This is a genomic window from Streptococcus mitis (assembly GCF_902159415.1).
Classification (GTDB): Bacteria; Bacillota; Bacilli; order Lactobacillales; family Streptococcaceae; genus Streptococcus; species Streptococcus mitis_BG.
The window spans coordinates 25,864-49,512 of sequence record NZ_CABGJU010000005.1; the positions used below are offsets into that span (position 1 = coordinate 25,864).

Annotated in this window: 20 protein-coding genes; 2 read left to right on the plus strand and 18 right to left on the minus strand. The window is 38.1% G+C overall.

Annotation, left to right across the window (positions count from 1 at the left end; translation table 11 throughout):
• Positions 1–10 precede the first annotated feature (10 nt).
• From FN031_RS08750 to FN031_RS08790, 9 genes are all read right to left on the minus strand, one after another.
• Complete coding sequence (locus FN031_RS08750) at positions 11–796, minus strand: LicD family protein (RefSeq protein WP_142559447.1); 786 nt, start codon at positions 794–796, stop codon at positions 11–13.
• A 4-nt stretch (positions 797–800) separates the two neighbouring features.
• The gene (locus FN031_RS08755; protein WP_142559410.1) at positions 801–2,171 is read right to left on the minus strand and encodes a sugar transferase; all 1,371 of its coding nucleotides are present in this window, start codon (positions 2,169–2,171) and stop codon (positions 801–803) included.
• Positions 2,172–2,186: 15 nt separating this feature from the next.
• Positions 2,187–2,888: a tyrosine-protein kinase gene (locus FN031_RS08760; protein WP_142559412.1), complete on the minus strand. Its 702-nt coding sequence runs from the start codon at positions 2,886–2,888 to the stop codon at positions 2,187–2,189.
• Positions 2,889–2,898: 10 nt separating this feature from the next.
• Positions 2,899–3,591 (minus strand): CspC family polysaccharide chain length determinant protein, encoded by a 693-nt coding sequence (locus FN031_RS08765; RefSeq protein WP_142559414.1) that lies wholly within the window; start codon positions 3,589–3,591, stop codon positions 2,899–2,901.
• Between the two features lie 8 nt (positions 3,592–3,599).
• Positions 3,600–4,331, minus strand: a complete 732-nt coding sequence (gene cps4B, locus FN031_RS08770; RefSeq protein ID WP_142559415.1) for a capsular polysaccharide biosynthesis protein Cps4B — start codon at positions 4,329–4,331, stop codon at positions 3,600–3,602.
• Between the two features lies 1 nt (position 4,332).
• Positions 4,333–5,778: an LCP family glycopolymer transferase CpsA gene (gene cpsA, locus FN031_RS08775; protein WP_142559417.1), complete on the minus strand. Its 1,446-nt coding sequence runs from the start codon at positions 5,776–5,778 to the stop codon at positions 4,333–4,335.
• Positions 5,779–5,930: 152 nt separating this feature from the next.
• Positions 5,931–7,889, minus strand: a complete 1,959-nt coding sequence (locus FN031_RS08780) for a peptide ABC transporter substrate-binding protein (RefSeq protein ID WP_142559419.1) — start codon at positions 7,887–7,889, stop codon at positions 5,931–5,933.
• A 172-nt stretch (positions 7,890–8,061) separates the two neighbouring features.
• Positions 8,062–10,029 carry a peptide ABC transporter substrate-binding protein gene (locus tag FN031_RS08785; RefSeq protein WP_142559421.1) on the minus strand — a complete coding sequence of 656 codons (1,968 nt, stop codon included), beginning with the start codon at positions 10,027–10,029 and terminating at the stop codon, positions 8,062–8,064.
• A 164-nt stretch (positions 10,030–10,193) separates the two neighbouring features.
• Entirely contained in the window at positions 10,194–11,804 is a 1,611-nt protein-coding gene (locus tag FN031_RS08790; RefSeq protein WP_142559423.1) for a glycoside hydrolase family 13 protein, read from the minus strand.
• Between the two features lie 149 nt (positions 11,805–11,953).
• Between FN031_RS08790 and FN031_RS08795 the strand changes: the two genes are divergently transcribed.
• Positions 11,954–13,438, plus strand: coding sequence for a DUF1846 domain-containing protein (locus tag FN031_RS08795; RefSeq protein ID WP_142559425.1), 1,485 nt, complete (start codon positions 11,954–11,956; stop codon positions 13,436–13,438).
• Between the two features lie 347 nt (positions 13,439–13,785).
• Positions 13,786–15,258 (plus strand): M protein trans-acting positive regulator PRD domain-containing protein, encoded by a 1,473-nt coding sequence (locus FN031_RS08800; protein WP_142559427.1) that lies wholly within the window; start codon positions 13,786–13,788, stop codon positions 15,256–15,258.
• A gap of 75 nt (positions 15,259–15,333) precedes the next feature.
• On the opposite strand, the gene FN031_RS08805 is transcribed toward FN031_RS08800, so the two are convergent.
• The 9 genes from FN031_RS08805 to FN031_RS08850 form a co-directional block, all read right to left on the minus strand.
• Complete coding sequence (locus tag FN031_RS08805) at positions 15,334–15,861, minus strand: hypothetical protein (RefSeq protein WP_142559429.1); 528 nt, start codon at positions 15,859–15,861, stop codon at positions 15,334–15,336.
• A gap of 104 nt (positions 15,862–15,965) precedes the next feature.
• Positions 15,966–17,774: a glutamine--fructose-6-phosphate transaminase (isomerizing) gene (glmS, locus tag FN031_RS08810; RefSeq protein WP_142559431.1), complete on the minus strand. Its 1,809-nt coding sequence runs from the start codon at positions 17,772–17,774 to the stop codon at positions 15,966–15,968.
• A 248-nt stretch (positions 17,775–18,022) separates the two neighbouring features.
• Positions 18,023–18,313, minus strand: a complete 291-nt coding sequence (locus FN031_RS08815; RefSeq protein WP_142559433.1) for a DUF5960 family protein — start codon at positions 18,311–18,313, stop codon at positions 18,023–18,025.
• Complete coding sequence (locus tag FN031_RS08820; protein ID WP_142559435.1) at positions 18,306–18,668, minus strand: hypothetical protein; 363 nt, start codon at positions 18,666–18,668, stop codon at positions 18,306–18,308. The genes FN031_RS08815 and FN031_RS08820 overlap by 8 nt, the downstream gene beginning before the upstream one ends.
• Entirely contained in the window at positions 18,665–20,080 is a 1,416-nt protein-coding gene (locus tag FN031_RS08825) for a Y-family DNA polymerase (protein WP_142559437.1), read from the minus strand. Before FN031_RS08825 ends, FN031_RS08820 begins: the two co-directional genes overlap by 4 nt.
• A 3-nt stretch (positions 20,081–20,083) precedes the next feature.
• On the minus strand, positions 20,084–20,770 hold the full coding sequence (locus tag FN031_RS08830; protein WP_142559439.1) for a helix-turn-helix domain-containing protein: 687 nt from the start codon (positions 20,768–20,770) through the stop codon (positions 20,084–20,086).
• 211 nt (positions 20,771–20,981) lie between these two features.
• Complete coding sequence (locus FN031_RS08835) at positions 20,982–21,488, minus strand: DUF6287 domain-containing protein (protein WP_260604712.1); 507 nt, start codon at positions 21,486–21,488, stop codon at positions 20,982–20,984.
• Positions 21,489–22,108: 620 nt separating this feature from the next.
• The gene (locus FN031_RS08845) at positions 22,109–23,158 is read right to left on the minus strand and encodes a DUF389 domain-containing protein (RefSeq protein ID WP_142559443.1); all 1,050 of its coding nucleotides are present in this window, start codon (positions 23,156–23,158) and stop codon (positions 22,109–22,111) included.
• Positions 23,155–23,478, minus strand: coding sequence for a potassium channel family protein (locus FN031_RS08850; protein WP_001253404.1), 324 nt, complete (start codon positions 23,476–23,478; stop codon positions 23,155–23,157). The genes FN031_RS08845 and FN031_RS08850 overlap by 4 nt, the downstream gene beginning before the upstream one ends.
• Positions 23,479–23,649 lie beyond the last annotated feature (171 nt).

Below are 23,649 nucleotides of genomic sequence, written 5' to 3' on the forward strand. Positions count from 1 at the left end.
ACTATTCAACTTAATCTCCCCACGTAGACTCAAAATGACCCTTACGCTCAGCTTCTTTTGGTAGTTGCATGTAATCACCATATATTTTTGTCAAATACTCATCTGGATTTGCATGACAACTAATTTGTAAGTTTTCAAACTCTAGTAATTGCGGTTCCCCGAACACTTCTTTTCTTGCGAGTTCTCGTTCGCGGTAGGAACCCAAGACATTTCCGACCATGGTACTAGTTTCGAAATCATATTGTTTAATGATACTTTGTAATTTTTTGTTAATTTTTGAAGTGTTTAAGAGTTTATTTAATTTTAAGGCTTTCGAAACTTTCACAATCGCATTTTCGAAAGAGCCTCTATCTCTCTCGTGCAAACGATCGATAACAGAAATTTTAGACAAGGCACGATAGAACTTTATTTTATTTGTATGCACCCAGTAATGGATTCCGTCTTCTGGGTAACCGTCTAAGGGAAAGATATCAATAAAAGGACTACACCATTCATTGCCAAATTGAATTTTGATTGAAGTATCCATAATCGAAGTATTACCTAGATTATCATCGTGAAGTCTTAAAATAACACTTTCAGGAAGCTCTCTCTCACAGATTGACAAGAATTTTTCATAATCTTTCCTAGGCATTCCTAAATCCATATCGTCATCCCATGGGATAAATCCTTTATGACGAATGGCACCGAGTAATGTCCCACCTAAGGCGTAATAACGCAAATCATGTCTTTTACAAAGATCGATATAACTTTCTAAAAGAGTTAACTCTCCTAATTGAATTTCTCTCACTTTATTCATAGAATCATTTTGCTCCATCTCTCATCAGCACTACTTTTATTGTTTTTAATAAAATTTCGAAGTCTTTCCAAATTGTCCAATCATCGATATAAGCGACATCTAGTCTGACAACATCGTCAAAGTTGGTAATTCCACTTCGACCACTAATTTGCCATAGCCCAGTAATGCCGGGTTTAAAGCTCAATCGACGTTTCTGCTCAGGCGTATACTTTTCATACTCATCCACTGTTGGAGGGCGAGTCCCTACTAGGCTCATGTCCCCAATCAGTACGTTCCAAAACTGTGGCAACTCGTCAATACTAGTTTTACGTATAAAGCGACCAATTTCTGTGACTCGAGGATCATTATCCATTTTAAACATACCACCTTGCATGGTATTTTGATCCATCAATTGCTGCTTGATTTCTTCAGCATCTACCCTCATAGACCGGAATTTATAAAAAGTGAAATAGCGACCATTTTTACCGACTCGGGTTTGAGAAAAGATTGCTGGTCCACCATCTTTTCGAATCATTGGAACAAGGACTATACTTACCAGTCCACAGATGATTAGCCCAACAATTGCCCCTAAAATATCAATAATTCGTTTGGCAACTATGTGGCTGGGCTTATATAAGTTTGTAGAAAAAGTTACTACATTCAATCCAGCCATCTCATGGATCTGTTTATTTCTACCTAAATTCTTATCAAAGGCATTTAAATTTACAGTAACATCAATTCCCATTGTTTCAAATCGTGAAATAATGCTACCGATATCATAATCCTCACTAGGTAGGTTCACAAAGACTTCGTCTACTACCTCATGAGTTGCATAATTAATAAGATTTTTAGGTGGAACAGACTTAACTTTATCATGTTTAAAATCAGGTTTATCTAGTACACTTACAGCTACTAACTTACCCGTAACATCATTAGCTTTTAAAAGACGCTCTATTACCTTCTCAATACGAGTTGTCGCTGTTATCAAAAGAATCTTTCGGCTCCCTTTTAAATTGTGATTAAATTGAACCCAATATTTTTTAATAACAAAACTAAGAATATAATTTAGAATCCCGTACAAAGAAAGGAAATAAATCATTCCCCTTCTAGAAATAACAAATTGGTCTTTAAGAAAAAAACTAGAGAAACTAATTAACAAGGCAAAAAAGATGATGTATTTTACTGTCTCTATCAATTCAACCGACTGACTTCGCTTGAAAAAATCCTTACCATAACCACTAATGTAGAAGGCTGCAAAGTGAAGAAAATAAAGGACAAACACAGTTTTTGCAACAATCTCTGTTTCAGTTACAGAAATCAGTATATAAGCTAATACACTAACGAGTATACTCTGCAAAAACGCTAGAGTTACGTTATAGAAACCCCTTCCTTCCATATTTCCTCCCTAAACTTATTTTTTACCGTAGGCACCGTAATTCCCATATCCACCATATGTACCATAAGTACCATACTTTTCAAGATGGATATTGAATTTATTCAAAATAACTCCCAAGAACGGTACACCTGTTTGCTCCAATTGTGTCTTAGCTTTCTGAACTTCTCTACGCTTTGTAGCAGAAGCCTCCGTTACTAAAATAGAGGCATCGCATTTTTGAACAATAATCGCAGCATCAATAACTACTCCAATTGGAGCTGTATCTACAATGATGTAGTCAAAATACTTACGTAGCGTTTCTATCATAACTTCAAATTTTTCACTTTGAAGAAGGGCTGTTGGATTAGGAGAAATAGCTCCAGACTGGATAACAAACAAATTCTCCACATTTGTCTCACACAAACCATGTGATAAATCTTTTGTACCTGACAAGTAGTCTGTCAAACCAGTGATTTTTTCGGTCGACATGAAGACCCCAGACATAACAGAATTTCGAATATCTGCATCAATAAGGAGTGTTTTGTAGCCAGCACGCGCAAAAGCCCAGGCAATATTGGTTGATGTCGTAGATTTTCCTTCTCCAGGTCTAACTGAGGACACTGCAATAACCTTTAACTTATCTCCACTCAATTGAATATTTGTGCGTAGAGCGTTGTAGTATTCTTCTGCTTTTTTTACAAACGCTTGGCGTTTTTCTGATAATTCTAACTTTGCCATGTTTACTCCCTTACTTTAATTTCTCTAGATTTGGAATAACTCCCAAAAGTGAGAGATGCATTACTTCTTCAATATCTTCTGGACGTTTCACTCTATCATCCAATAGTTCAACTAATAGAGCCAATAGAATCACAACACTTGCTCCTGCGCCTACACCCAAGATTGTGTTGCGACGAATGTTTGGTGAAGATGGTGATACAGCAGGACGAGCTTCTTCCAAAGTCGTTACATCTGATACTTTCGTAACAGAAATAATTTTTTCGGCAGCTACTTCTCGAAGAGCATTTGCAATACGGCTTGCTTCTTCAGGTTTACTGTCACGTACAGAAATTGACACAATACGTGTATCTGCCGGAACTGTTACTTGAATTTTTCTAGCAAGAGCTTTCGCATCAAAATTTAATCCTTGCCCAGCCACTACTTTTTCTAATACATCCTGAGAAAGGATAATCTCACGGTAGTCTTTTACCAAGTAAGAACCTGCTTGCAAATCTTGGTTAGTTAATCCAGGTTTATCAGCTTGATTTCTATTAACAACGTAGATACGTGTAGTACTTGTGTATTCAGGTTTAACCACAAACGAACTATAGGCAAAAGCAATAGCTCCTGTAATAATAGCTGCTAGAGCTATATATAATTTACGCTTCCACAAAACTTTTAACATTTGTACTACATCAATTTCGATTTTATCTTTGTCTTTCATTATAACTCCTATAATATTTGATTTTTAATCACTTTTGCAGGATTGGTTGTAAAAAGCTCATGGGCTTTTTCTTGGCCATACTTTTTACTAACCAATTCGTAGGCTTCCTTCATATGAGGTCGTCGATCAACTAGGTTATGCATGTCACTTGCCACGATATGAACTAGATCTCTATCTAAAAAATAGCGAGCTCGTTTTTTCATAAACTTATATGTATCGCCAAATAGTTTTGGCTTTAGAATACTTGAACTATTAATTTGCGTGTAACATCCCATATTGATAAGCTCTCTCACTCTTTTTTCATCATTTTCCAAGGCGTGGTAGCGTTCGATATGAGCAATCACAGGCGTTATTCCTAACATGAGGACCTTAGACAAGGCGCTGTGAATCTCACGATAAGGTGTATTCATACTAAATTCAATCAAGGCATACCGTGTATCATTGAGTTTAGGGATGATGTGATTTTCTAATTTATCTAGGATGTCGCTAGTAAAATAGATTTCAGCACCGTATAAGATTGTTAAGTCAGGAGCTATCTCCTTAGACAGTTCCTGAACGATTTTAAAATTAGCAGCAATTTTATCTTCTGGCGTCTCAAACATTCCCTTTCGTCGATGAGAAGTTGAAACAATAGTCCGAACCCCTTGTGCATATGCTTCTTCAAGCAATACTCGACTATCTTCTATAGTTTTAGGTCCATCATCGACATCAAAAACTATGTGTGAATGGATGTCAATCATTTTATTTCCCTTCCATGATATCTTTAATAGCTTTCTTACTTGCTTCCAAACTATTCTGATCCACTTCTAACATATACAAGGCACTATCAGGCATTGCATACGAAGGAAGATCCATACGACCAGTTCCTTTTAAATCTTGAGTTGTAACAGTATATTTGCCGCCATTTGCTAGTTGAGAATTGACTAGCCCAACCATAGTTTCTGGTGGCATATTGGTTTGAACCGAAGACTGTAGACCTTGGATAATGGCATCATAATTTTTCAAGGCTTCTGCAGAGGTCAATTTTTGAATAATAGCAGCAATCACTTTTTGATGATTACGACCACGATCGCCATCACCATTTGCTAATGAATAACGTTCTCTAACAAAGCCTAAAGCTTGCTCAGAGTCTAGATGCACATTTCCAACTGGAAAATGATAATTGCCATGACGTGACGTGAATTCTTGGTCGTTGTATACATCTACACCTCCCAGAAGGTCTATCAATTTCAAGAAAGAAGTGAAATTGAGACGAGCATAATAATTCAATTCAATGTCATAAAGGTTTTCCAAGGTATGAATAGAAGCATCCACCCCATAAATCCCCGCATGTGTCAGTTTATCTTTTTGATTATTCCCACCATCAGCAATCGGCACATAGGCATCTCGAGGCGTTGTCGTCAATAGAATTTTCTTAGTATCCTGATTAACGGTCATAATGATATTGACATCTGAACGTGATACGGAACTTATAGGACCATAGGTATCAATCCCGCTAATATAGACATTAAAGGTTTTATTTGTTGCCACTTTAGGAGCTGCAACTGTCTTTGTTAGATCCTTAGTATAAATCTTTTTAATTTTCTTAGCATAATCCGGATCTTCTTGTTCAATCAGATTTTCAAAAACACCATTTAAGACAATTGCTTTTGTTTGGCCAGCAAGCAAGCTCTTATATGCTGCTTGATAAGAACTAACCTCCTCTATAGTCAGTTCTTTACTATGACTTGCTTTGATATCATCTATAAGTTTATGAATATTCTCACCATCAGTCGCCATAGGAGCCGCAAGGCTTGTCAATTGAGAAATGTCATCTATCTCACTATCTGCTAAAACAGCTATACTCATCGAATAACTTGAATAATTAGACGAAGCATTAAATTGATTTGCTAAACTGACAAACTGTTGGACCCCAACTAAAGCAACTAAACTTAAAGCAATTGAAATGATGAGACTTATCATGGTGAAAATCTTAGCTTTTTTCTTAATGATTAAAGTTAAAAACACCAATGCAATCAGCACAATAACAGCTGTCAGAATAATATTCAAGTTACTGACAGCCAGAATATGATAACGATATACTAAAAACAATAAAAAACAAGCAAGAACTACATAGATTACAAAGAAACCAATGTTGAAGCTCTGCTGAACTTTACCAGATTTACTTATTTTTGAACGTTTACTCACGTTTCACCTCTAAATAACTTTTTAATTTCATTATAACATAAACTAGCCCTCAAGGCTATTAACATATAACTTGATAACGTTTAGATTTATAATAAATATTTTATCGCCTTATCATAAATAAAAGAGCTTCTCCAAGAGAAACTCTTTTATATTTATTTGACGTGATTTTCAAGCTCTTTTTGATTCTTTTCGACTGATTTTTTGCGTTCTTGTTCCCATTTGGCTTTAGCTTCGTCAAATTGGGCAATGGTAACCACATCTTTCTGCAGTCTCATGTATTTGTAGTTACTTCCAGTTCCTTTGATTCCAACAAGTGAGTATGCTCGTGTAAATGGAGTCACGCGAGTCACTGAAGCTACGCCACCATCTGAATTCACAGGAACAAGAAGTGAACTGTCAATCAACCAAGCTTGTGCATCTGCATATTTTTCATAACGTTTTGCTACATCTGAGCTTTCTGCATCCGCCGCTTTCAATTTCTGAGTATATTGATCCATTCCTAGACTTGTAATCTTGTCAGCATCCTTACTTGGATCAAGTCCCAAAACCTTAAGATAGAAACCATCTTCTGCGTTGAAAGGATTGAGATAAGTCGATGGATCTTGGTAGTCTGCTGACCATCCATCCAAATTCAAATCATAGTCATGATCAGCTGGCGTCGGTGCTTGGAAAGTCGCATTGGCATAGTCTTCAGTTGAAACTAAAACTACATCAATCACTACATTTTCCTGTCCAAGAGTGGATTCCACAGATTGTTTTAGTGAATAAAGCTTAGGAAGCAAGCTTTTGTTGACCTGATCTACTGGCAAATCTAAATGAATCGGGAAGGTTACACCTTGAGCCTCAAGTTCTTTTTTAGCTTCTGCAAATTGAGCTTGTGCTTTTTCTTTGTTGAAGTAGCCATCTTGGGCATCTTCAAGGTTCATATTAGTCCATTCTGTGCCATAATTCACCAACTTAGAGGAAACTGTCTCACCGAAAGTTTTATCTCCTACTTGTACAAAAGTAGGTGGCACAAGTGTGTTACGAAGAGTATTTTTAGCAGCTTCTTCTCCATTAGACTGAGCAGAGTAGGCTGTACGATCAAGGGCGAAGTTAATAGCTTGACGGAAATTTTTATTTAAAATAGCAGTCTTTGTAGCTTGTTTCTGCTCATCGCTTGTCTTAGCTGTATGGTTATAGGCTTGACGATTTACGTTGAAGTTATAGTACCATGAAGTCGCACCTTGTAAGCTATAGACGATATTGTCCTTGTATTTTTCTTTGATCTTGGCGAAATTTGAACTATTTGGGTATACACCTGCAGACGAGTAGGCTCCACTCTCAAAGTTACGAATCGTCATATCTTGGTCAGAACCATCAACATAAGCCAGCTTAACTCTTTCAATCGTCACTTTTTCTTGATCATAGTAATGAGGGTTTTTCGTATACTCAAGCGATGATTTAGATGTAAATTCTTTTAACAAATAAGGACCACTGTAGAGGATACTGTCTGGTTTTAATTCTCCAAATTCTTTGTCTTTAGAAGTCAAGAATTCTTCATTAACTGGGAACAAGATACTATTAGTTGTCTTAGAATTCCAGAAACTCTCTGGACGTGTCAAGGTGTATTGGACTGTATAGTCGTCTACGGCTTTGACACCAACATTTGAAAAGTCTGAGTTTGCTCCTGTCACATAATCATCCAAACCTTTGATTGAGTTTTGAATCAAATCTAGCGCTTGACTCTTATTATCAGCAGCGTATTTGATACCAGTCACAAAATCCTGAGCTTTGATGGGCGCATATTCCTCCCCATCAGCAGTGAACCACTTAGCATCTTGGCGGAGTTTATAAGTATAGATCAAACCATCCTTTGAGACACTCCAATCCTCTGCAAGAGCAGGAACCAGATTCCCATAGCTGTCATTTTCCAAAAGACCATCTACCAAGTTGGTGATGACATTGGTATTGTCACCAGAATAATCCAAAAGATAGTTAAAAGTAGTTGGATCAGCACCAAATGTCGATGAGTAGGTCTTATCGTCCGATGCAGACTGACCACAAGCTGCCAGCAATACAGTAGTAGCAAGAGTCAAACCCGCTCCCAATAAGCGTTTTTTAAGTCTCATGATTCATCTTCTCCTTTTATGTTAGATTTTATAACATGTAGTTATTTTATCAAATTTTGGCTAAAAAGTAAAGTTATATAATTTTTTGACATTACGAGAACTTATTCTTATATAAAAACAAAGAACTCCTAATTGTATTAGGAGTTCTCTGTCAAGATATATTTTATGAAGGCTATTTAATGTGGTTAGCTAACTCTTTTTGGTATTTAGCATTTGTTTCAATTTTCTCTTTTTGCCATTTCTTGAAGGCTTCTTCGTATTCTTTAGTGGTTACAATATCATTTTGCAATTCCAAACCTTTGAATACAAATGGATCACCCTTAATTCCGACTTGAGAGTAGGCTTTTGTAAATGGCACTGTACGACTCACAGTCGGAGAACCACCTGAAGAAGCAACAGGGATGAGGAGTGAGCTATCAGATACCCAAGCTTGTGCCTTAGCATATTTTTCATAGCGTTTGTTAAGGTCGGTTGTTTCAGATGCTGCATCATCCAAAAGTTTCTTGTATTCATCAAGTCCAACTTGAGCCATGACTTCTGGATCTTTTCCTTTTGTGATACCCAAGTGTTTAAGGGCAGAACCCTTCTTAGCATCCAGGATATTTAGATAGGTAGCTGGATCTTGATAGTCTGGTCCCCAACCAGTTCCATTCAAGTCATAGTCTTTCTGAGAAGGAACCTTGGCTTGAGATGTAATACTCATTTTCTCATTATCTGTCATTTGAAGCACATCGATGACAACATTTTCAGTTCCAAGCGCTGCTTCGACAGATTGTTTGAGGGAGTTGGTTTGTTGAACAGCAATAACATCTGTCTGTTCAACTGGAATATCCAAATGGATTGGGAAGGTTACGCCCTTGGCTTGCAATTCTGATTTTGCTTTTTCAAAGGCAGCTTTTGCTTTTGTTGGATTGTAAAGGGTATCTTTACCATCTACCAAAGCTACATCTTTCCACTGGTCTCCGTATGTTACCAATTGTTCTTGAGCCAATTCACCGAAGGTCTTTTCCCCTACTTGGACATAGTCAAAAGGCACAAGGCTATTACGGATAATCTTGTCTGCTCCTTCTTCACCATTCAATTGAGCTGCATAAGAATGACGATCAAGCGCAAAGTTGATTGCCTGGCGGAAGTTTTTGTTGAGAAGCGCTTCTTTTGTAGAAGTCTTTTGTGCTTCATCTGTCTTTGCTGTTTTATTGTAAGACTGACGATTTACGTTGAAAGTAAAGTAATAGCTGGTCGCTTCTTGCGGACTATAGACAATCTTATCCCCGTATTCTTGCTTAGTTGAATCAAAGTTTGAACTTGTTGGGAAGAGGCGGGCTGTTGTATAGGCCCCTGATGAAAAGCTACGAATCAATGATTCTTGGTCAGATCCGTCATAGAAAGTCAGTTTAATGTGGTCAATCTTAACATTATCTTTGTCCCAATAATTTGGATTCTTTTCGTACTCAATCACTGATTTTGAAGTGAAGTTCTTCAAAATGTATGGTCCATTATAGAGAATACCTGAAGGTGTAGCTGCACCATAATCTTTACCTTGAGAGTTTAAGAACTCTTCATTGACTGGGAGCATAGTCGCTGTTGTTACCTTGGAATTCCAGAAGCTTTCTGGCTGGTTCAAGGTGTATTGAACAGTGTAGTCGTCAATTGCTTTGACTCCAACTGTTGAAAAGTCATTGCTTTCACCACTGACATATTCTGCCAAACCTTTGATAGAATCTTGGATCAGAGTTAGGCCATCTGATTTACCATCAGCAGCATGTTTCAAACCAGTCACAAAGTCTTGAGCCTTGACCTCGGCGTACTCCTCACCTTCAGAAGTATACCATTTGACACCTTTACGTAGTTTGTAAGTATAGGTCAAACCGTCTTGTGAAACCGACCAGTCTTCAGCAAGAGATGGAATCAAGTTTCCGTATTTGTCATTTTCCAAAAGTCCATCGACCAAATTAGCAATGACGTCCGATGTTGAACTTTTACTAGTAACGCTATAGTCCAATGTTGATGGATCGATGGCATATACGTATGAAAATGTTGTAGGAGCATCTGCTTTTTTCTCTGTCTTTCCACAAGCCGCTAAAAGAAGAGCTGCACTCATCGTTATCCCTGCTACTGCGAGCAACTTTTTCGATTTCATTGGTATTCTCCTTTAAATAGTTATTTTCACCATTATACCCTATTTTTTTATAAAAGCAAGGGTTTTCATGCAATTTTTTAGAAAATTCAAACAAATCTTCTTTGCGCTCATTCCCTTTGATACAAAAAAATCTCAAGTATCCATAGATACTTGAGATTATCTATTTAATCAATCAATTCGACACAGAACGCATCCCAAGGAGCTAGTGTTAGTTGCTCGAGTTTTTCTTGAACCTCTGTATTAGTGATTAAGACTGACTTAAGGACTGCATCCAAGTGAAACTCTTGTTCTTGACTTGAGAGGTTAACGACTACTAGGAAACGGCGTTCATCGTCCTTGCGAATATAGGCAAAGACTTTCTCAGCTGTTTCTAATAATTCAAATTCAGCTTGAACCAACCAGCTGTTCTCCTTGCGAAGTTGGACTAGTTTTTGATAGGTATAGAAGATTGAGTTTGGGTCATCTAGAGCAGACTCAACATTAATACAATGATAGTTTGGGTTCACAGATAGCCAAGGTTTCACACTTGAAAATCCAGCGTAGTCTGTAGTATCCCACTGCATTGGGGTACGCGCATTATCGCGTCCAATCACACGAATGCTATCCATAATTTGCTCGAGTGGAACACCTTGTTCAAGCGCTTCTTTGGCGTAGTTGAGCGACTCAATATCTTCTACTTGTTCCAAGCTTTCAAATGGGAAATTGGTCATACCGATTTCTTCACCTTGATAGATATAGGGAGTCCCTCTCATCAAGTGAAGCAAGATTGCATACGCTTTGGCGGATTTTTCGCGGTATTCTCGGTCATTTCCCCAGATAGAGACGATTCGTGGAAGGTCATGGTTATTCCAGAAGAGGGAATTCCAGCCATCCTCAACTCCTAATTCTGTCTGCCATTTGTTAAAAATCTCTTTTAATTTCCCAACATTTAGCTCTTTTTGGTAGTGCCACTTAGGTTGTCCTTCCTGATACTGAAGACAGATATGTTCAAACTGGAAGACCATAGACAGTTCTTGTCCTTTTGGATCTGAATAGAGTTTTGCGATTTCTGGTGTCGCTCCCCATGTCTCCCCAACTGTCAAGAGCTCTTTGTCGCCGAAAGTAGCCTGATTCATTTCCTTGAGATAGGGATGGAGCATAGGACCATTGTTGACAATCTTCTGATCAGGAATTTTCCCAATCATGTCAATAACGTCCATACGGAATCCACCAATCCCTTTATCAATCCAGAAATTCATCATTTCATAGATTTTATGACGGAGCTCTTCGTTTTCCCAATTGAGGTCTGGTTGTTTCTTACTGAAAAAGTGTAGGTAATATTGACCAGCCTTTTCGTCATATTGCCAGGCAGAACCACTGAAAATTGACTCCAATTCGTTAGGTTCATCACGCCAGATATAGTAGTCACGTTCTGGACTTTGAGGATTTTCACGCGCCTCGATAAACCAAGCATGCTCATCGGATGTATGATTGACAACCAAATCCATAATAATCCGGATATCTCTTTTTTTAGCTTCAGCGATCAGCTGGTCCATGTCTTCCATGGTTCCAAAGATAGAAGCGATGTCTTGATAATTGGCAATATCGTAACCATTATCATCCATAGGACTATCATAGACAGGAGAAAGCCAGATAGCTGTGATTCCAAGCTTAGCTAGATAATCTAACTTGCTAGTAATTCCAGGCAAATCACCTATCCCATCTCCATTACTATCCTTGAAGCTTTTAGGGTAGACTTGATAGACAACGGCATTATGCCACCATTTTTCTTGCATATTTTCACCTCTTTTATATTCACTTTACTCCATCATAGACTTTTTCCCCCGTTTGTGCAAGCGTTTGCTTTATCTTTTTTCTGACTTTTATTACTCTGTAGTTTCTTATCTTCTATTTTTTTTATATAATAGAAAACAGAGGTAAAAAAATGAAAAAACAAGCTTTTAGTTCTGAAAAATATCTAAATTTACAACGCGACCATATTTTGGAGCGTATTAACCAGTTTGACGGCAAGCTTTACTTGGAGTTTGGAGGCAAGATGTTAGAGGACTTCCACGCTGCCCGTGTACTTCCTGGATATGAGCCGGATAACAAAATCAAACTCTTACAAGAGTTGAAAGAACAAGTCGAGGTTGTTATTGCCATTAACGCTAGCAATATCGAGCACTCAAAAGCTCGTGGTGACTTGGGTATTTCTTACGACCAAGAAGTGCTTCGTCTAATCGATAAATTCAACGAACTTGGTATTTTTGTTGGTTCTGTTGTGATCACACAATACGCTGGTCAACCTGCAGCAGATGCTTTCCGTAATCAATTAGCTAAAAATGGGATTGACTCTTATCTTCACTACCCAATCAAGGGTTATCCGACAGATATGGACCATATCATCTCACCTGAAGGTATGGGGAAAAACGACTATATCAAAACTAGTCGCAATTTAATTGTCGTGACTGCTCCTGGTCCTGGTTCAGGTAAGTTGGCAACTTGTATGTCTAACATGTACCACGACCAGCTAAACGGTATCAAATCTGGTTACGCTAAGTTTGAAACCTTCCCCGTGTGGAACCTCCCTCTCCACCATCCGGTCAATTTGGCTTATGAGGCTGCTACTGCAGACCTTGATGATGTCAATATGATTGACCCATTCCATCTCCAAACTTACGGAGAAACCACCGTCAACTATAATCGTGATATCGAGATTTTCCCTGTTCTTAAGCGCATGCTTGAACGTATCTTAGGGAAGTCTCCTTATGCATCTCCAACGGACATGGGTGTTAATATGGTTGGTTTTGCTATCATTGATAACGATGCGGCTATCGAAGCATCCAAACAAGAAATTATCCGTCGCTACTACCAGACAGTCCTTGACTTCAAGGCTGAAAAGGTCGGAGAAACTGCAGTTAAGAAGATTCAACTTCTTATGAATGACCTAGGAATTACACCAGCTGATCGTACAGTTGCCGTTGTTGCTCGCCAAAAGGCAGAGGAAACAGGTGGTTCAGCTCTGGCACTTGAACTACCATCAGGAGAGATTGTTACAGGTAAAAACTCCGAACTCTTTGGCCCAACCGCTGCTGTCTTGATTAATGCTATCAAGAAATTAGCCAATATCGATAAGGAAACTAAATTGATTGAACCAGAAGTGGTCAAACCAATTCAAGGATTAAAAATCAACCACTTAGGTAGTCGAAATCCTCGTCTGCATTCAAATGAAATTCTTATCGCTCTTGCCATTACAGCCATGGAAAATCCAGATGCAGATCGCGCCATGAAAGAATTAGGAAATCTCAAAGGAAGCGAAGCTCATTCAACCATTATCTTAACAGATGAAGATAAAAACGTCCTTCGCAAACTTGGAATCAACGTAACCTTTGACCCCTACTATCAATATGATCGCTTGTATCGAAAATAAGCTTTAAATATCATACTTATATGCAATTACCCCCAAGAGGCTTATTCTCTATAACTTCTTGAGGGGTTATTTCTTATTCAAGGGATAGAAAATCATTCTCTATGTTTTTTACAAACATGTATTATCAAAAACTGAAAAAGAAAGCGGATTATTTTATCTATTTTCTTTATTATTTAGAAGTTTTTCTCCTTATAAAGACTTTATTTTTATAAATCGATATTTATTTTGCCAATTTTTACAAAATTTATATTAAATTTCATTGTTTTTTAATATTCTAGTGATATAATTGTAAGAAATTGCAAATTATTTATAAGTAGATTTTAGTTTATCGCAGGAGTTTATTTTTCATGAGAGAATTACTCACTCAAAAAGAACAAAGACAATTAAAGATTTTAGAGTATTTATTTGAAAATTCAGATTGGATCTATCTTGATGATTTATCTAAAATCATTGGCAATAATCCCAGAATTATTAAAAGTGATATCAAGGAATTACGGGATATACTTCCTGATTTTAGTATCAAACACTCTACTGCCGGAATTATGATGGTAAATGTACAAAATATTGGTATTGAACGAATCTACCAATATTTTTTGCAGACATCTGATTTTTTTAAAGTTTTAAAAGCTTTCTTCTTATTAGATGCTCCCTTTACTTATGAACATCTTGCTGAATCTTTAGATGTATCTCTTCCCGCACTACGTAAAAAAGTTGCTGAAATTAATAAAATCCTTAATGGAAATTACAATTTCAAGTTAAAAGTTACACCAATCTCTATCATTGGTGATGAAAAGGATATCCGCTTCTTCTTCTCCCAATATTTTCATGAAGCTTATGGTTTTTTAGACTGGCCTTTTTCCCATGTCCAAGATGAAGATGTGGAAAATTTTGTCTCTTTCTTTCTTAAGTTGGCAAAATTCCCTGCAAAATATCAAAATCTTTACCAAATTAAAACTCAAGCAGCTATTAACATTCATCGAATCAATACAGGAAACTACGTTCAGTTATCCACTGAATGCTCTTGCAAGTTCCCTCTCTATGATCAGTTACCTAAGTTTGAGCACCAGTTACAAGCTTTCTCACAAAAGATAGGAATTGAATTAACACCTGAAAATCTTGACCAGATTTTTAGTCCTTTTGCTGAGCTTTCTCTATTCTTCACAATCGACGATTTTTTGGCAGCTCGTTCCCTCTGCGAACAAGTGGATCATTCCTACCATGCCGCTCGTGACATACTAGATAATCTCACCCGCAAATTTGGAGTTCAATTCTCAAATACAGATGCACTTATCTGGAATTTGCATAACACTGCTCTTTTAGAACGTAAGGAAATCAATTCTGAATCGATTATCAGCCGTAATAAATCTTATACTCTAAGCAAAATTAAAAAGATTTTCCCAAAATTCTACGAAGCAACAGTGATTGAAATGATGAGATATAAGACCAGCATTGGTCAGAAGGAAAAATCTCGGAACGTTGTACATCTAGTATATACTTTCTTCACTCACGCTGAAGGCATTATCGACCAGTTATTTGAGGCAAAAAAGAAGGTTAGGGTTTTAGTTTTAAGTGAATACGACTTCGCTCACCCTCACTTCCTGATTTCTCTATACCAGTTCCATACTTCTAATAACATTCAATATGAAACTTGGGACAAATCTTCCTTAAATCTCAACGAAATAAAAGAGATGAACTATGATGCCATCATCACTAATTTTGATCTCAAGGGCTTAGTCCACCCAAATATTATAAATATCAGCAGAATGTCTATTTTGCAAGTTGTAAACGAACTAAATAAAATCTCAATCCAAGATTTATAGTTATAAAAACCTCCTAGAAAAATCTAGGAGGTTTTTGAAATCTATGTATTTCTATAAAATCACGCAGTAGTCACATTATTCAAAATCAAGTGTTTGGTCCTTAATCACAAGCTTAGTATGAGCTGTTATATATTGACGATCAAGGGTTGTTGTGACTTCCCCTTCACCATTTATAATATGCCAAGCTCCATCTTTATGAACAACCATGGCAACTTCTTGTTTGTTTTTATCTTCATTTCTAACTGCTAGAGCATAGGCATCATCGACCCCTTCTAGCAAGAGTTCTTTGTTGCTACTGAGTGTCAGTAGATAATAGGCTCCGTCTCGAACACCAATATCGTATTGTTGATTCACAAATATAGTTTTGTCGTAGCTAGGTCTTGGTTCAGAAGTTCCTGATCCATTTCCAAGAATACTTTTAAAAGTATTTTTTTGTTTTTCTGACTCTGCCTGTTCTTGAGATTTGATAAATTTTTGAACTGCAGCAATCTTTTCACTATCTTGTTTCTTTGAAGCTCTCATTTGATGAATGATGACAGTTCGAATCAAAAACGAACTTGCAAACAAGAGTCCTATGATAGATGAAATTTTCCCCTTTTTCATTTCCGCTCCAATCTCCTTATACTTCACTATTAACTACTTTTCTATAGTATAACAAGATTTTTATAGATTGACAAGAAAAGTTGGAATTTAGTAACAGGATTTCCTTATTCTACCGTTACAGACTTAGCAAGGTTACGTGGTTTGTCCACATCGAGTCCACGGTGAAGGGTTGCAAAGTAAGCGACTAGTTGCGTTGGTACGACCATTGAGATTGGCGAGAGGTAAGGGTGTACGGTTGTAAGAACGATATCGTCTGTATCTTTAGCAACATTTTCTTCTGCAATGGTAAGGACCTTAGCGCCACGGGCAGCTACTTCTTGGATATTTCCACGAGTGTGGTTGGCAAGGACTGGGTCTGACAAGAGAGCTAAAACTGGTGTTCCATCTTCAATCAAGGCAATGGTTCCGTGTTTGAGTTCTCCTGCCGCAAAGCCTTCACATTGGATGTAAGAAATCTCTTTGAGTTTGAGACTGGCTTCCATGGCTACATAGTAATCTTGACCACGTCCGATGTAAAAGGCATTACGTGTTGTTTCAAGAAGCTCACGAACCTTACTATCAATTAACTCTTTTTCTGAAAGGGTTGATTCGATAGACTGAGCTACGATTGACAATTCGTGAACTAGGTCAAAAGCTTTGGCTTTTTCATTTCCATTTGCTTCACCAACCGCTTTTGCAAGGAAGGCAAGGGCTGCGATTTGTGCTGTATAAGCCTTGGTTGATGCTACGGCAATTTCAGGACCTGCATGAAGCAACATAGTATGGTTGGCTTCACGAGAAAGAGTTGAACCTGGGACGTTTGTTACAGTTAAGCTTGGAATGCCCATTTCATTGGCCTTAACCAAAACTTGACGGCTATCCGCTGTTTCACCTGATTGACTGATAAAGATGAAAAGTGGTTTCTTGCTGAGAAGTGGCATACCATATCCCCACTCAGATGAGATTCCAAGTTCAACTGGTGTATCAGTCAATTCTTCCAACATCTTCTTAGAAGCAAATCCTGCATGATAAGATGTTCCAGCTGCAAGGATGTAGATGCGGTCAGCCTCTTGAACAGCCTTGATGATGGCTGGATCTACCACTACTTGACCAGCCTCATCTGTGTAGGCTTGGATCAACTTACGCATCACCGTTGGTTGCTCGTCGATTTCCTTGAGCATGTAGTAAGGATACGTTCCCTTACCGATATCTGACAAGTCAAGTTCAGCAGTGTAGCTAGCACGTTCACGACGATTTCCATCATAGTCTTGAACTTCCACGCTATCAGCCTTGACAATCACCAACTCTTGGTCATGAATTTCCATGTATTGGTTGGTTTCACGAATCATAGCCATGGCATCAGAGCAGACCATGTTGTAGCCATCTCCAAGACCAATCAAAAGTGGTGATTTATTCTTGGCTACATAGATGACATCTGGATTTTCAGAGTCAATCAAGGCAAAGGCATAAGAACCACGAATGATGTGAAGGGCTTTTTTGAAGGCTTCGAGAACTGATAAGCCGTCTTCTTCGGCAAATTTCCCAATCAAATGTACGGCGATTTCCGTATCTGTTTGTCCCTTGAAGTGGTGTCCCGCAAGGTATTCTTCCTTGATTTCAAGATAGTTTTCAATCACACCATTGTGGACCAAGACAAAACGTCCTGTCTCAGAGCGGTGTGGGTGAGCATTGTCCTCTGTTGGTTTCCCATGAGTAGCCCAACGAGTATGTCCAATACCAGTTGTTCCCTCAACGCCAGCAGTTTTAGCAGACAATTCTGCAATACGACCAACTGCTTTTACCAAATGGCTTTCAGCACCACCTAGAACAAAAATTCCAGCCGAATCATAACCACGGTATTCGAGTTTTTCAAGTCCTTGAATTAAAATATCAGTTGCATTTGTGTTTCCAACAACACCAACAATTCCACACATAGTATATACGACACAGATAGACTGTGTTTTCTCCTTAAAATTGGTATAGTCTAATTCTCGATCTGTAGAATCAGCAAAAACAGTATATAATTGTTTCTTTAACTTGTCAAGAATTAAAATTGGTATAGTTCAATTGCTTTTAAACAGCAAACAAAAAACCATTCAAGAAACAGCTCTTGAACGGCTGGAAATTATAGTTGTTTGCAGTGTTATTATTGCAACAAATATATCTAAGATAAAAATTTTTACTAATGCTTTCGCCCCAGCCCAAGATAGGTATAGGTTCGAGTACGTGGACAATCTTTTTCCATCCTCACTCTAAAATAAAACCGATGTTCCCTTCCGTCCTTGGCATTTTCCTTATTTAAGACAAAGTAGTCCTTTTGGTTGATAGCCATGGTTCGTAGAATGTCGTCAATCAGAAAAGTCAGGGGTACATTCATGGCAGAGTATTTTTGGAAATCTTCCTCAAAACGAATATAGTCATCTGAAAAATAATCCATCTGCAATTTGTTTTCATATAACTCTTTTCTAGTCATCAACTTCCTCCTGACAAAGTTGGATTGTGAGAATATCATCTACCCTTATTAATCGATAGCCTTCATCAGTTCTAAGAGTGATTTCTTGAGGAGATAGTTCTCTTACTTCACCCAATATGGTACTTTTATGATGTTTCTCCTTGACCACAAAAGAGCCTTTTAGTCGTCCGACATAGAGCTGGGAAAGTAACAACAACTTTTCAACTGGATTCAAATCAGTCGACAAATCGACACGATTTTTTTCTTCACTGAGTGAGCTGGTATGCTCCGATAGGAAAAACCCCATCCATTTCTGCATGCCTGGATCTTGATAGTCCCTCGCGGATTGGAAGGGCAAATAAGAGCGATCAATCATTTTAATCCATCTAATCCTCCAGCAGAGTGCCCTCCGATGAGCTTGCTTCTGGCAATACTTCTCGATGCATCCTCTAAAGCAGTCGCCTTCAAGAGAGAAGTAAAGCCGAACTGCTCTCGAATCGAATCAATGGCAGTCTGGAGCCTTTCTTCTTTTTCTAGCTTATCCACATCATCAAAAAGGGAAATCAACCCAAAGGATTCGTCCACAAATCCTGAATAACTAACGGCAACACTCCTGACAGCTCCTGAAGTGTATTTGCTATGGAATAATTTCAATACATAGCTGACCAAAAGACTGGTATTATTGGTCGGCTCCACCTTCATCTGGGTATGGATGGAGCGTTTTTGTTCCTGCTTTGAAAATCCAAGATGAATAGACACCACTGTCGTCTTCTTTCTAGCTCGTCGAAGCCTGATAGCCACCTGCTCAGCCATCTCTCGAAGGATAATTTCGATATCTCGCTGCTTAACGTAGTCTCTCGGTAAAATTTGCGAATTGCCCAAGCCGTGAGATTTTGGCTTATATGACTTGTGAACATTGCTCTCGTCAATCCCATTGGCATGAAACCACAAGCGAAGTCCAGCTTGGCCCAGTTCCTTCTTCAGGTCATCAGGATTACTATTGGCTAAATCCTTAATCGAATAAATCCCTAAGCTGTTTAAGCGCTTCTCCATCCGATGTCCAATCCCCCAAAAGTCGGTCATCTTTGGGATGGACCAGACCTTCTCTTCCACATCCTGGTAAGACCAATTGGCTCGCATAGTCGGTGTGTGTTTGGCTTCATTATCCAAGGCCAACTTAGCAAGCAGAGGATTGGCATTGGACATACCGACTGTCGAGTAAATCCCTGTCTGCCGCCAGATATCCCTCTGGATACGAGCCGAAAGCATATCTAGCTTATCTTTGCGAGAAATCTGCTGGTCCGGGACAAAATAATTGAGCGAACTGGTTAGGTCAATAAAGCCTTCATCAATTGAATAAGGATAAATATCATCAGGACTGCCATAATTCTGGAAAATGCGCTGAATTTCCATGTTGACTGCGATATACTTATCCATCCGAGGAGGGACAATGACGGTCACCCGAGCCCAATCTTCGATAAATTTCACATAGGCTGGGTCTGTTCGTAAACCTTGTTTCTTAGCATTATAGTAGGAAAATTTACGCGTCTTGATATCAAAGGGGAGGTCATAGGCACGGCCAACATTTGCTTTTCCAAAGACCTTTTTAAACATAGGTGAGGAGGCAAGAATAAGCCCAACAGAATTATCCGCCCGACTCATGACACAAAGGGAGGTCTTGAGGGGATGGAGTCCTCTTTCCACGCACTCAACACTGGCATAAAAGGACTTCATATCGACAAAGGCAATATCACTTTTGGGCTCTCTGGAATAATCAAAGTAGCCCATAGACTATCCCTCCATCGGTACAAAGTTACCCACAATAATGCCCACAATCCGCGGATCTTCTTCGTAAGAGATGAGGATATCCTTGTATTTAGGATTGATAGAGACCAGACGCAAGCCATCCTCTTCTCGATAGACCCGTTTGATATAGGTCTGGTTATTGCAAACCACTGCATAGACTGCCCCGTCATAATCAAATCCGGTCTCCCGAATCAGAGCTACGGAACCATTTTGATATTTGGGTTCCATGGAATCCCCTGATACCCAGGAAGCAAAATCATGAGCCAGTTCTTCATTGAAATAAACCGTATCAAAATTTCGATCATCATAAACTGAAGCACCGATACCAGCCGACATGCGTTCATAGACATGATACTCGTAGAGTTTTTCTGAAATAGCAGTCACCTTCTTAGCTTGTTCTTCTTGAGCCAGATTGCGAGCATAGACTACCACCTTTTCTTTCCCTTGGTTAGAGAGGCTATTATAGAGACGGACAATTTCGATTTGGGTGAAATAGCCTTTTGGTACTTTTAAAATTTTCTCTAGTTGACGAACCTTTTCTTCAGAAGGCTCTTTAACCCCACGTTCCCAGGCTGAATAAGCCTGAAAACTAATGCCAAGCTGCTCTGCAATCTCTTTCTGTGTTAGCTTTAGCTCTTTTCTTCGAGCCTTGAGTTTTTCTGGTTGGTACATGTTTTACCTCCTAGCGTGATGTTTTCATCGCAAGTTGACTTTATTTTTAAAATTCAACCATTTTGGTTTAGTTTTATTATATAAAAAAAATAGACGAATGTCTAGTGGGAAAATCCCACTTTAAACCCTACTTGCTTCAGCTTCATAAAATGATCATGACTTACAAATAAAGAAGAAAACCATCTCAAATTTTGATGAGATGGTTAATCATTTAGTCTACTTTATAAAAAACTTGTTCTGAGCTAGTTGGAGCAGCTTGCCCAGCAATAAGCCTGTTTTTACTTAAGTCAGAATCTACCCAAGTAATAGTAGTTCCAGCAGGATAAATACTCATTCCATACCCTGAGAAACCAGCTCTAATACTGAAATTAATACTTCCATCGTTACCTATACTCACTTTTTCAATATTTCCACTGTCTACTAGCCCATTTTTATCGAATGTAAACTCTTTCCCAAGTCCATTTCTCCAAGTTCCAACTAGAGTAGAGAAATCTCCATTGAGAATAGCTTTCTCATCTATTTTTTGTGATTCAGCATTCGTTTTCTCTTCTTGTGTCGAAGGTTTTTCCTCCGTAGTCGTAACACTATCTTGAGTAGTCGTTGAACTAGTGGTTGTTGTACTTGTTATACTAGTTGTTGTTGTACTAGTAGTAGAAACTTGTTCTGTTGTAGTATTGACTGCTTCTGCATCTTGCTTCTTATGATTAAAGAATAACATAAAACTTATCAGTACTATAGCAATTAAGCAACTTAACAGAATCAAAATCCAATTGATGCCTTTTCCTATTTTCATTTATAACTCCTTTAAATTATTCGTATTTAATTATATCATACTAAACTGATACTAGGAAGAAATTGTATAAGACAAAAACTATTGGTGTAAAAAGTGGTGTGAATTTTGCTAAAAATCATCAAAAAAACACCCCATGGTGTGAACCATGAAGTGTTTTGAAACGTTGATATAGTAGTGTTGATTAACGTTTTGAGAATTGTGAAGCTTTACGAGCTTTCTTAAGACCTGGTTTGGAAAGTATGAATTTCAGTTGGACTAAAAACAGCGTAATATCAAGACTTTTCTCCGCTTTTATAAAAGCGTTTTTCCAATCAAATTCAACTAATTTTATCTAAATGGTGTGGATTTTACCCCCAAAATTACAGAGAATGGAGCTGATAAACACTAAACGTTCACACCATTAGTTAAATGATTTTTTTCATCATTTTTCTTAGATGATAGAACTTCTAATTTATTTCTTATTCAAGCAAAAACAACCTGCTATAAGTAAGAAAGAGGAAGATACAAGAAAAACACGGCGTAAAAACCGATTCAGTTCATTGTCCTCAATCCTTGTCTGCTTCATTTTCTTTTACGAGATCGTTTTGTGAATCTTTTTCAGAGAGTTTTTGATCAATATACTTGTCAATGTTTTCATAAAATTCCTTGGTCGCTTCACTATCTAATGTTGGCGAGTTCTGAACTTGATTCACTTTCAATTGAACAGATTGAATACCGTAAGAGGCTTGTTTTTGGTGGAGTGTTTCTAATTCTTCTTCTGAAATCGGATCTCCAACAACCGTCAAGACCAATTCATTGTTACTTGACTTGTAGACTTGATTAATAACCGTATAATTGGCGAACTCTTTTCCTACAAACTGTTTGATCCCTTCTTTGCGCGCTTGTTCTATTGTCAGAGTAACTGCCGAATAGCTAGCTGGAAGAATCAACAATACAATCAAAGAAATCAAGCCAATTCTCATTTTAATGCTCAGCTCTTTAAATGAAGTTAAAGGAGATTTTCTCATCAAAATTCTTGTTCCAACAATGTTGATTAGCATGATAAAGACACAGTTGATCAAGAAAAGATAGAGAGCCCCCAATAAAAATCGTACATTCCCATTAGCTAAACCATAGTCAGCAGTACAGATAGGCGGCATCAAAGCTGTAGCAATGGCTACTCCTGGCACGATATTGTTTGCTTCTTTTTTCCTTGAACCGATCACACCAGCAATCCCACCAGCAATAGCAATGAGAACATCCCAAATGGTTGGAGAGGTTCGTGCGATCAACTCGCTACTTGCATAAGACAAGGGAGAAATCCAGAAATACAGAGTCGAGACAAGCAAACTGACCAACACTTGAGTCAATAAAACCTCTAGAGATTGCTTGATTAAACGCGTATCAAAAATAGCTAAACCGAATCCCAGTCCAACAATCGGTGTCATGAGAGGTGAAATTAACATGGCTCCAATAATAACAGCTGTTGAATTCATATTTAGACCGATAGAGGCAATAAAAATTGCACACATCAAAATCGCTGTATCTCTCAATCGAACATGAAGGTCATCGTATAATTTCTCACGGTATTCCCGTGTTGAATAATTGGCAGTCATTTGTCCTCTCCTCTTTCCTTATTTAAATCGGTATAATAATTAATAATAACAGCTGATAAACAGCCAAAAAATATGAGCCCATAAATCGTCAAGAAGACACTGGTAATCCTTCCAATCAAGGTCACAGCTAGGAGATCCCCGTAGCCGACAGTCGTCGAAGTCACAAAAGCATACCAAAGACCGTCTCCGTAATTTGTGATAGCAGGTTCAACTAGGAAAAGCACGCCTCCTGACCCAAAAACAAAGGTCACAAAACTCAGAGCAAACCGAGTAAAACCCGTAACCTGTATAATATGCCATAACATTTTTAAACGTCTCATTTGTTCTCCTTATTCATACTAGCTCCTGACCGAGCCGTTTTTTCCAATAATCAAAGTGAAGATAGGACATGATCTCCATCAGAGAAAGATAGACAAACTGATAGATCTGATTTAAGCTGATTATCAACTGATATTGTTTGAAAAATGACTGGAAGAAAGACCAGATATGAC

Coding starts and splice junctions, on each gene's coding strand:
- FN031_RS08820 (WP_142559435.1), bottom strand. CDS start 18,668: ATGATTGATCGCTCTTATTTGCCCTTCCAATCCGCGAGGGACTATCAA.
- FN031_RS08835 (WP_260604712.1), bottom strand. CDS start 21,488: ATGTTATTCTTTAATCATAAGAAGCAAGATGCAGAAGCAGTCAATACT.
- FN031_RS08765 (WP_142559414.1), bottom strand. CDS start 3,591: ATGAAAGACAAAGATAAAATCGAAATTGATGTAGTACAAATGTTAAAA.
- FN031_RS08750 (WP_142559447.1), bottom strand. CDS start 796: ATGAATAAAGTGAGAGAAATTCAATTAGGAGAGTTAACTCTTTTAGAA.
- glmS (WP_142559431.1), bottom strand. CDS start 17,774: ATGTGTGGAATTGTTGGTGTTGTTGGAAACACAAATGCAACTGATATT.
- FN031_RS08760 (WP_142559412.1), bottom strand. CDS start 2,888: ATGGCAAAGTTAGAATTATCAGAAAAACGCCAAGCGTTTGTAAAAAAA.
- FN031_RS08845 (WP_142559443.1), bottom strand. CDS start 23,158: ATGACTGCCAATTATTCAACACGGGAATACCGTGAGAAATTATACGAT.
- FN031_RS08800 (WP_142559427.1), top strand. CDS start 13,786: ATGAGAGAATTACTCACTCAAAAAGAACAAAGACAATTAAAGATTTTA.
- FN031_RS08795 (WP_142559425.1), top strand. CDS start 11,954: ATGAAAAAACAAGCTTTTAGTTCTGAAAAATATCTAAATTTACAACGC.
- FN031_RS08755 (WP_142559410.1), bottom strand. CDS start 2,171: ATGGAAGGAAGGGGTTTCTATAACGTAACTCTAGCGTTTTTGCAGAGT.
- FN031_RS08785 (WP_142559421.1), bottom strand. CDS start 10,029: ATGAAATCGAAAAAGTTGCTCGCAGTAGCAGGGATAACGATGAGTGCA.
- FN031_RS08830 (WP_142559439.1), bottom strand. CDS start 20,770: ATGTACCAACCAGAAAAACTCAAGGCTCGAAGAAAAGAGCTAAAGCTA.
- FN031_RS08815 (WP_142559433.1), bottom strand. CDS start 18,313: ATGACTAGAAAAGAGTTATATGAAAACAAATTGCAGATGGATTATTTT.
- FN031_RS08780 (WP_142559419.1), bottom strand. CDS start 7,889: ATGAGACTTAAAAAACGCTTATTGGGAGCGGGTTTGACTCTTGCTACT.
- cps4B (WP_142559415.1), bottom strand. CDS start 4,331: ATGATTGACATCCATTCACACATAGTTTTTGATGTCGATGATGGACCT.
- FN031_RS08790 (WP_142559423.1), bottom strand. CDS start 11,804: ATGCAAGAAAAATGGTGGCATAATGCCGTTGTCTATCAAGTCTACCCT.
- FN031_RS08825 (WP_142559437.1), bottom strand. CDS start 20,080: ATGGGCTACTTTGATTATTCCAGAGAGCCCAAAAGTGATATTGCCTTT.
- FN031_RS08850 (WP_001253404.1), bottom strand. CDS start 23,478: ATGAGACGTTTAAAAATGTTATGGCATATTATACAGGTTACGGGTTTT.
- FN031_RS08805 (WP_142559429.1), bottom strand. CDS start 15,861: ATGAAAAAGGGGAAAATTTCATCTATCATAGGACTCTTGTTTGCAAGT.